Origin of the sequence: Streptococcus cristatus (assembly GCF_963529205.1) — a bacterium.
In the GTDB taxonomy this organism is placed as follows: domain Bacteria; phylum Bacillota; class Bacilli; order Lactobacillales; family Streptococcaceae; genus Streptococcus; species Streptococcus cristatus_O.
Genome location: NZ_CAURYF010000049.1, coordinates 1 through 8,460, shown reverse-complemented (window position 1 = coordinate 8,460; position 8,460 = coordinate 1). Strand labels below are relative to the sequence as shown.

Here is an 8,460-nt window from a genome sequence, read left to right as displayed (position 1 = left end):
AATCAACATCAGCCCAACCAGTGAAAAGGTTAGCTTTGTTCCATTCAGACTCACCATGGCGAGCAAAAACCAATTTTACCATTAGATGGATTCTCCTTTTATTTTCCAGGGTCTACCCCGTTTATCTATTCTATTTTACAAAATTTTCTCTCAAAAATCTAGTCTCAGCGGGATATTTGTGAAATTTTCCACTTGCTTAGACTTTTAAGAAAATCAATTCTCACTCAAGACTTCTAGCTAGCCACTTGTTCTTGCTGAGCGCACTCAGGACAAATGCCATAAACAACCATCTGGCTCTTAGTGATTTGATAACCGGTCTGCTCTGCCGCTTCCTGCTGAACATCTGGCAAATCCAAGTCCATATCTGCAATTCGACCACATTTTTCACAAATGACATTGAGGTGCTGATGCCCCATAAAATCATAATAAGTCGTCGTGTCATTTCGGACTTTGAGTTCTGAGACAAAGCCTTCATCAATCAATACTTTTAAGTTGTTATAAACAGTCGCCAAGCTCATATTGGGAAATTCAGGCAAGAGAGCTTGGTAAATCATCTCTGCACTAGGATGATCATGACTGCTGATGATAAAAGCAATCACAGCCTTTCTCGTCTCTGTGATTCGAACACCTTTCAACCTCAGATGTTCGATTACTTCCTGGTAATTCTTTTCATACCCTTCATTCATCTTCTCTATACTCCATCCACATTCATTCTAGCTTATTTCCATTATATCATGACAAACATAGATTTTCTATTAAGAATGATTGTAAATAAGGAAAAATATTAATCTACCTAATAGACTTATTCATTTTAATTAAGTAGATTTTTGCCTCAAAGCACGATATGATAGAGATGTTAACAAACATGTAAGCGCTTAAATTATTTGACATGTCAGCTTTATAGTAACAAATTCTGTAGCCATGCTTCTGCTATTTTACCTGCCCTGCAGGAAACATGCAGGACAACTATTTGGGTACAGCTGGTTTTCTATCACTTTTTAGAAAAAAATTATATAAATGAGGATATCATTATGAAAAAAACACCAAATCGCTGGTTAATTTTAGCAGCAGCTATCTTAACCAACCTTTCTTTAGGTGCTGGATACGCCTGGTCTGTTTTTCAAAAAGCGCTGCTGGAAGCCAACGCTAGCCAAGGATGGGTGCAAGCTCAAACCTCTCTAGCCTTCAGTATATCTTTTGCAATGGTGCCAATCGGCATGATTATTTTCGGACCTAAAGTCGATTCATTAGGCCCTAAGAAATTTGTCTTTCTAGGAGGAATTCTCTTTGGTGCGGGTATGTTTGCTACAGGATTTGCAACTTCTCTTCCTGTACTCTACTTGACCTACGGGGTTGTCCTTGGTCTCGGTATCGGATCAGCCTATGGCGCTTCAACTTCTGTCGCTACCAAATGGTTCCCTGATAAAAAAGGTCTCGCGGGTGGTTTAACCGCAGCTGGCTTTGGACTTGGACCACTAATCATCGGACCACTTGCCAAAACTCTCATCGCTTCAATGGGCGTTTATTCAACATTTAAAGTTCTAGGTATTGCCCTGCTTGTCGTTATCTGCTGCTCTTCTCTTGTCATGGAAAAAGCTCCAGCAGCTGCTCCAGCAGCAGGAAGCTCTGCACCGACAGGAAAAACTCACAAAGAAATGCTACGCGAAGGCAACTTCTGGTTGCTGTGGCTCATCTACATTTTAGGTGCTACTGGTGGTATGATGATTATCGGTTCAGCAGCGTCTATCTCTGACCAATATAAACTAGTTGGAGAAGCAACTCTATTCGTTATGCTGGTTTCTATTGCCAATACTTTTGGACGGATCTTCTGGGGAGCTGTATCGGACAAAATCGGCCGCTACCCGACCGTAATCGCCATGTTTGCCGCTGTAGCTGGTGGCTTGGCGCTGACCGTTCTCTTTAAAGGAGAAGGAAGCATCCTTGCAATCTTAGGCGTCATGCTTGTTGCCCTGTCCTTCGGTGGCTTCCTTGGATCTTTCCCAGGTATTACAGCTGAAAATTGGGGCGTGGCCAATGTCGGCACAAACTACGGCTGGATGTTCACGGCCTATGGTGTTGCAGCTATTGCCGGACCACAGTTGGGAGCTCGACTTGCCCAAACAAACAAGGGAGACTATTCAATGGCCTTCTATATCGTTATTGGTATGGCACTCCTTGGTATCGTCCTACAATTATTCTATATTTCTAAATCAAAGAAAGCTTAAAACTAATTCTAACTCTGGGGTGACCCAGAGTTTTTCTTTGACAAAGAAACTCTTAGTCAGCAGAAAGTGAAAAGAGCTTTCCTGACTAACATAAGAGGCTGGGACAAAAGTCCTAGCCTCTCAATTTTCTTTGGATTGTCGAGCAAGACGCAGTGGTTGAGTGGGCTCTACTACGCTGATTTCATCAGCTTTTACAGCCCTACTCAACTATGCGGAGGTGGGACGACGAAATCGAATTCTAACGAATTACCGATCTCTGTCCCACTCTCTTCTTTTTAATGGAACGATTCTAGATCAACTGTCAGTACCTGACCATCTCGGACAACCTGCTGTCCTGCAATGTAGACATCCCGAACATCGCTGCCTTTGACAGCGTACACTAGGTGGGAAAGCATATTTTCCAAAGGATAGAGGTGAAGTCGCCCCTTAGGCTGAATGACAATGAAATCGGCTTGTTTTCCTACTTCCAGGCTGCCGATTTTCTTCTCCAATCCCAGAGCTTTGGCTCCTTCAACGGTTAAAGCCTTCAAGGCCTGCTCAATCGGAAACTGAGTCGCATCTCCTACCCGCATCTTCTGGAGGAGGGCTGCTGTCCGACTTTCTTCAAACATGTCCAGATTATTATTGGAAGCGACAGAGTCTGTCGCTAAGCCAACGGCCACCCCAGCGGCTAATAAGTCTGTCACTGGAGCTACACCAGAAGCCAACTTGAGGTTGCTGATAGGATTGTGGGCGATGCTGACTGGAGATGCCGCTAAATCCGCAATCTCTGATGGATTCAGCTCAACCCCGTGAGCAAAAATGGCTGGCTGCTCCAAGTAGCCAAGCTCTTTCAAGAAAGCCAAAGGCCGTTTACCATAGCGCTCCAGGATGATTTTATTTTCTTCCTGTGTCTCCGCCACATGTATATGAAGCTTCAAATCCAGCTCACGAGCTAGCTCAAGACTGCCCTTGAGTAGATCTTCGTCACAGGCATAGGGCGAATGCGGCGCCACCATGACCTGAAAATCTTCATCTTCATAAGCGAGGATTTCCTCAATAATGGCCCGAGTACGTGCCAGAGTCTCTGCTGCCGTTTCCGCCTCTGAGCTAAAAAGGGTCGGTGAGAAATAGCAGCGCATACCAGACTGCCGCACAGCCTGATAAATCCGGTCAATCTCCACTCCCTGAGGATTATACATATCGTTAAAAGTCGTTGTTCCTGACTGGAGCATTTCAGCCAGAGCCAGTTGGACAGCCTCGGTTGTTAGATCAGATGTGAATTGACTTTCTGCCGGCCAAATATAGTCCTCTAGCCATTCGTGCAGATTACTGTCATCACGAATCCCGCGCAGCAAGGTCATGGCTGAGTGAGTATGGCAGTTGACCAGCCCCGGCATGATCCAAGCCCCTTCATAATCTACTGTTTCACTGCATTTTCCTAGCCAGCTTTCATCATAGGGGCCACAGTAGGCAATACGTTCATCCTCCACAACCAGCAAGGCTTCCCGATAAACATGAAATGCGCTGTCACAGGTCACCAGATTGACATTAATATAAGCTTTCATCCTTGCTCCTTCCCATTTCGTTTTAGCTATTATAGCAAGCCTAATAAACTAGCGCAAGAATTTTCCAAGATTATTTAAAATAAAGATAATCAGGATTGGGAGTCATATAATACAACTCTCCTTTAGAAAAAATCAGATTAATTTTATGTTGCTTATAGCTATATAAAATATAATCACTCTCCAGTTGATAGTCTTGGTTCAAGCTAGCTGCCTGTGCAATATCCACTGCTGTTACATAGAAAGCCTTTGCCTGCTCTTCCGTCACACGCTGACCTTGATAGAGCTCTCTTATATTTTCTAACTCCTGAGCTTTAAAAGTGTCCTTAATGTAGTTCGGATCCTTTATGACGGCCTCTGGCTCGCCAAGAACCTTTTTGACTTGCTCCTCCGTATAGCCTTTGAAATCAGGCGCTTGAGCGCTAAATCCTCCCTCAAAAGAACGATAATACACCTTGGCATTACCTGTTGCATAGATCTTGTCTGTATTGGCAGACTGCGCATCTTGAGGCAAGCCATCTGTCACTTCATCTGGCGAACTTGTCGCCTTGCTCTCAGAAGCTGAGACACTAGATGATGAGGTCTGACTGCTCTTTGAGCTTTCTTGCTGACTAGAGCCTGTATCCTTACCTGCTTCTGACTTCTTTGGTATTTTCTCCTTTTGCACAGAAGAGGTTTCAGACCTTGGCACCCTTTTCCTTGGATAATAGCAAGCTGTCAAAGCCATAACAGCTGCAAGCATGGTTAAAAAGGTGATTATTTTTTTAAAATTCATAGCTCCCCCCATTTCTTAGCTACATTATATCATATTTTAAGTTGAGCAGGAGGGCATCCTGATTTTTGCTGTCTTGCTTAAGAAAACAAGTCTTGTGTCTTCTAGAAAGCTGAGAGAAATAGTTGATATACGAGCTAGGAAGCTACGCAAAAAATAGAAGCTAACGTCGTTAAACTTTTAAACAAATTATCTTCTTAGCCTCGCCCCTTCTTGCGCCAAAACAATAAAAAAAGCCTACTGTACAAGCTAGAAAGCTTGATACAATAGGCTTTTAATTTTTGTCTTATTTAACAGCGTCTTTAAGAGCTTTACCTGCTTTGAAAGCTGGAACTTTAGAAGCTGCGATTGTGATTTCTTTACCAGTTTGTGGGTTGCGACCTTTACGTGCTGCACGCTCACGAACTTCAAAGTTACCAAAACCGATCAATTGAACTTTTTCACCTTTTGAAAGGTATTCTGTAACTGCTGCAAATACAGCGTCAACTGCTGCTGCTGAATCTTTTTTAGTCAATTCTGTAGCTTCTGCCACTTTTGCGATCAAATCTTGTTTGTTAGCCATTTAACAAATCCTCCAATTTTTTTCTGGGTTAATAACCCTAACAGATATTATCATATCTAAAAAAAGCGTCTAGGTCAAGTCTTAAGCAGATATTTTACAAATAATTTACTCTATTTGTAACGAACTAGAACAGCCCAAGCATTTTCTCCAGTGTGAGTCTGAATAATGGAACCTGTTTCTAGGACAGGGATTGGTTTTTCAACAAACTCTTGTAACTCTTCCTTCATTTGATTAGCAAATTCTGGTCCACCCGCATAGGAAATTCCGATTTCTTCAATTTCCTTTTCTTTCAGAGACTCTTTCAAGTCATCCAGCCATTTCTTAAAGGTTTTAGCGCCTCGGCCTTTGACAATAGGAGTCAAAGTATGATTTGTCATCTGCATGACAACACGAATATTTAAGAGCGAGCTAATCAGACCTGTCACACGACCGATACGGCCACCTTTGACCAAATTTTCTAAGGTTGATACACCGATGTATAGCTCCGTCTTGGCTTTGACTTCCTCAAGTTTTTCTAAAATCTCCTCCAAAGTCGCTCCAGCTTTTGCCATTTTAGCAGCCTCAACGACTTGGAATTTCATAGCTTGGTCCGTAAAAGAACTATCGACAACTGTTACATCAGCCTTGGCTAAGGTAGCACCCTGACGAGCTGCCTCTACGGTGCCAGATAAAGCATGAGACATGTGAATCGAGATAATTTGGACATCTTCCGCTGATAAATCTTCGAAAATCTCTGCAAATACTCCAACTGGTGGCTGGCTGGTCTTGGGCAGATTTTTACTAGACTTCATCAACTGAAGGAATTCTCCCTCCTTCAAATTGGAATCCGAGTAGACTACACCGTCAATCATGACTGTCAAAGGAACTATTGTAATATCCAAATCTTTTGCTAATTCAGGCTCAATCGTAATCGAAGAGTCTGTCACAATTTTAATTTTTGTCATATTTTCCCTACTTTTATCCTGTTATTGAGTCTATTATACCAAAAAATCCTAAGTTTTTGTGAATCAATCTTAGCTTAATCCATAAATCTCAGAAAAATAAGAGCCTTCTAAGTCAAACACTACTTAGAAGACTCTTAATGATTTGATTGAGGCACTAGCCAAAGCTTACACAAAGAGATGCCCTTTTAAGCCTCATCATCTTTGCGCTTGTGACCAAGAATCATGAATCCTAGACCCGCAAGAAGAGCACTTGTCGTCGCTCCCGCGATGGAAACTGGAGCAGTGCTACCTGTATTTGGTAAGGTCGCTTGTTTAGTCTTATCTCCTGCAGGAGTTGGAACAGCTGGCTTAGCATTTGGAACAGGTTTGCTTTCAGGCTTCTTCGCTAACTGATCCGTTTGAACTTTAGTTACTGAATCAGTCTCTTGATCTGGCTTCACTTCTGGAGTCACTGGTGGAACCGGACTTGACTGTGGTTGTGGTTTCGGAACCGGTTGCGGTTGTGGCGCTGGTTCTGGTTGTGGTTCTGGTTTCGGCTGCGGTGCTGGTTCCGGTTGCGGTGCTGGTTCCGGTTGCGGCGCTGGTTCCGGCTGCGGCTGCGGACTAGGAGCTTGCTTAGCTTCAAAGGCCCATTTTCCTACAAATTCTACACTAGCCTTGTTGACAACGGCGCTAGCTGTATCGTAGCCCTTGAAGGTCCATGTGCCATCGTTCACAGTATCTGTGTAAGTGGTTTGTGATGGTTGTTGAGCTGAAACAGAAGCACCATTCTCATAAGTTGCACTGTCGCTTGGAGTCAATGCTGCGATGGCTGCTGGAAGAGACTTACCTGCTGTCTCGCTCTCGAAGCGGTAAGTAGCTTGATACTTGTTGGCTTCAAAGGCCCACTTACCTACAAACCCTACATTAGCCTTATTAACAACGGCGCTAGTTGCGTCATAGCCCTTGAAGGTCCATGTGCCGTCATTCACTGGGTCTGTGTATGTGGTTTGAGATGGTTGTTGAGCGGAAACAGTATTGCCATTTTCATATGTTGCACTGTCGCTTGGAGCCAATGCTGCGATGGCTGCTGGAAGAACCTTACCTGCTGTCTCGCTCTCGAAGCGGTAAGTAGCTTGATACTTGTTAGCTTCAAAGGTCCATTTTCCTACAAACTCAACATCGGCCTTGTTGACAACGGCGCTAGTTGCGTCATAGCCCTTGAAGGTCCATGTGCCATCGTTCACAGTATCTGTGTAAGTGGTTTGTGATGGTTGTTGAGCTGAAACAGAAGCACCATTCTCATAAGTTGCACTGTCGCTTGGAGTCAATGCTGCGATGGCTGCTGGAAGAGACTTACCTGCTGTCTCACTCTCGAAGCGGTAAGTAGCTTGATACTTGTTGGCTTCAAATTCCCATTTACCGACAAAGGATACATTGGCCTTGTTGACAACGGCGCTAGCTGCGTCATAGCCCTTGAAGGTCCAAGTGCCATCATTCACACTATCTGTGTATGTGGCTTGAGATGGTTGTTGAGCGGTAACAGACTCACCATTCACATATGTTGCACTGTCGCTTGGAGTCAAAGCGGTGATGGCTGCTGGAAGTTGCTTACCTGCTGTTGCGCTCTCGAAGCGGTAAGTAGCTTGATACTTGTTGGCTTCAAATTCCCATTTACCGACAAAGGATACATTGGCCTTGTTGACAACGGCGCTAGCTGCGTCATAGCCCTTGAAGGTCCAAGTGCCATCATTCACACTATCTGTGTATGTGGCTTGAGATGGTTGTTGAGCGGTAACAGACTCACCATTCACATATGTTGCACTGTCGCTTGGAGTCAAAGCGGTGATGGCTGCTGGAAGTTGCTTACCTGCTGTTGCGCTCTCGAAGCGGTAAGTAGCTTGATACTTGTTAGCTTCAAAGGTCCATTTTCCTACAAACTCAACATCGGCCTTGTTGACAACGGCGCTAGTTGCGTCATAGCCCTTGAAGGTCCATGTGCCATCGTTCACAGTATCTGTGTATGTGGCTTGAGATGGTTGTTGAGCTGAAACAGTATTGCCATTTTCATATGTTGCACTGTCGCTTGGAGCCAATGCTGCGATGGCTGCTGGAAGAACCTTACCTGCTGTCTCGCTCTCGAAGCGGTAAGTAGCTTGATACTTGTTAGCTTCAAAGGCCCATTTTCCTACAAACTCTACATCTGCCTTGTTGACAACGGCGCTAGCTGCGTCATAGCCCTTGAAGGTCCAGGTGCCGTCGTTCACACTATCTGTGTAAGTGGTTTGTGACGGTTGTTGAGCTGAAACAGAGGCACCATTCACATAAGTTGCACTGTCGCTTGGTGTCAATGCTGCGATGGCTGCCGGAAGAGCTTTTCCTGCTGTTGCGCTCTCGAAGCTGTAAGTAGCTTGATACTTGTTGGCTTCAAAGG

8 protein-coding genes are annotated in these 8,460 nt (G+C 44.2%); 1 reads left to right on the top strand and 7 read right to left on the bottom strand.

Features of this window, described 5'->3' with window-relative positions:
* On the bottom strand, window positions 1-82 hold an 82-nt coding region (locus RWS39_RS08850), incomplete at its 3' end, for a histidine phosphatase family protein (RefSeq protein ID WP_032800137.1).
* A gap of 151 nt (window positions 83-233) precedes the next feature.
* Window positions 234-686: a peroxide-responsive transcriptional repressor PerR gene (locus RWS39_RS08845; RefSeq protein ID WP_125447105.1), complete on the bottom strand. Its 453-nt coding sequence runs from the start codon at window positions 684-686 to the stop codon at window positions 234-236.
* Between the two features lie 345 nt (window positions 687-1,031).
* Between RWS39_RS08845 and RWS39_RS08840 the strand changes: the two genes are divergently transcribed.
* Complete coding sequence (locus RWS39_RS08840) at window positions 1,032-2,225, top strand: L-lactate MFS transporter (RefSeq protein WP_314482652.1); 1,194 nt, start codon at window positions 1,032-1,034, stop codon at window positions 2,223-2,225.
* A 275-nt stretch (window positions 2,226-2,500) separates the two neighbouring features.
* Here RWS39_RS08840 and RWS39_RS08835 read toward each other — a convergent pair whose 3' ends face one another.
* The 5 genes from RWS39_RS08835 to RWS39_RS08815 form a co-directional block, all read right to left on the bottom strand.
* Window positions 2,501-3,772: a TRZ/ATZ family protein gene (locus RWS39_RS08835; RefSeq protein ID WP_314482649.1), complete on the bottom strand. Its 1,272-nt coding sequence runs from the start codon at window positions 3,770-3,772 to the stop codon at window positions 2,501-2,503.
* Between the two features lie 70 nt (window positions 3,773-3,842).
* Window positions 3,843-4,544 (bottom strand): DUF4947 domain-containing protein, encoded by a 702-nt coding sequence (locus tag RWS39_RS08830; RefSeq protein WP_314482646.1) that lies wholly within the window; start codon window positions 4,542-4,544, stop codon window positions 3,843-3,845.
* Between the two features lie 283 nt (window positions 4,545-4,827).
* Entirely contained in the window at window positions 4,828-5,103 is a 276-nt protein-coding gene (locus tag RWS39_RS08825; RefSeq protein WP_005589527.1) for an HU family DNA-binding protein, read from the bottom strand.
* A gap of 110 nt (window positions 5,104-5,213) precedes the next feature.
* Window positions 5,214-6,047: a DegV family protein gene (locus RWS39_RS08820; RefSeq protein WP_314482642.1), complete on the bottom strand. Its 834-nt coding sequence runs from the start codon at window positions 6,045-6,047 to the stop codon at window positions 5,214-5,216.
* A 185-nt stretch (window positions 6,048-6,232) separates the two neighbouring features.
* On the bottom strand, window positions 6,233-8,460 hold a 2,228-nt coding region (locus RWS39_RS08815), incomplete at its 5' end, for an SHIRT domain-containing protein (protein ID WP_314482638.1).

Excerpts from the sequence above, each read along its gene's own strand:
- RWS39_RS08845 (WP_125447105.1), bottom strand. The coding sequence starts at position 686 with ATGAATGAAGGGTATGAAAAGAATTACCAGGAAGTAATCGAACATCTG.
- RWS39_RS08840 (WP_314482652.1), top strand. The coding sequence starts at position 1,032 with ATGAAAAAAACACCAAATCGCTGGTTAATTTTAGCAGCAGCTATCTTA.
- RWS39_RS08835 (WP_314482649.1), bottom strand. The coding sequence starts at position 3,772 with ATGAAAGCTTATATTAATGTCAATCTGGTGACCTGTGACAGCGCATTT.
- RWS39_RS08830 (WP_314482646.1), bottom strand. The coding sequence starts at position 4,544 with ATGAATTTTAAAAAAATAATCACCTTTTTAACCATGCTTGCAGCTGTT.
- RWS39_RS08825 (WP_005589527.1), bottom strand. The coding sequence starts at position 5,103 with ATGGCTAACAAACAAGATTTGATCGCAAAAGTGGCAGAAGCTACAGAA.
- RWS39_RS08820 (WP_314482642.1), bottom strand. The coding sequence starts at position 6,047 with ATGACAAAAATTAAAATTGTGACAGACTCTTCGATTACGATTGAGCCT.